We start from the raw sequence: 294 nt of genomic DNA on the forward strand, positions 1-294 counted from the left end.
ACCCGTTAGTGCCAAAGTAAAAGAACACACTAAAGTAAAATAGTCGTCGTTTCAGTTTACGTTAATGTAACCTGAAACGACGACTATTTTAGTTTGCAGTTAACTATTACTTTGAGTGAACGTTGGCCGCTGCAGTTCCCGTGGCGGCGAGTTTACTTCGACGTTCACTGAACTTGTGCTTTGCCCGCAAAGCGGGCAAAGGCACTCCCCCAGCGCCAGGTTATTAGCAACAGAGACCAGATGTCGTGCCGAGAGCGAAGGCTGCGCAAGGATTGCGCGAAGCCGAAGCGGTAA

Source organism: Furfurilactobacillus siliginis (assembly GCF_001437435.1).
GTDB classification, from domain to species: Bacteria; Bacillota; Bacilli; order Lactobacillales; family Lactobacillaceae; genus Furfurilactobacillus; species Furfurilactobacillus siliginis.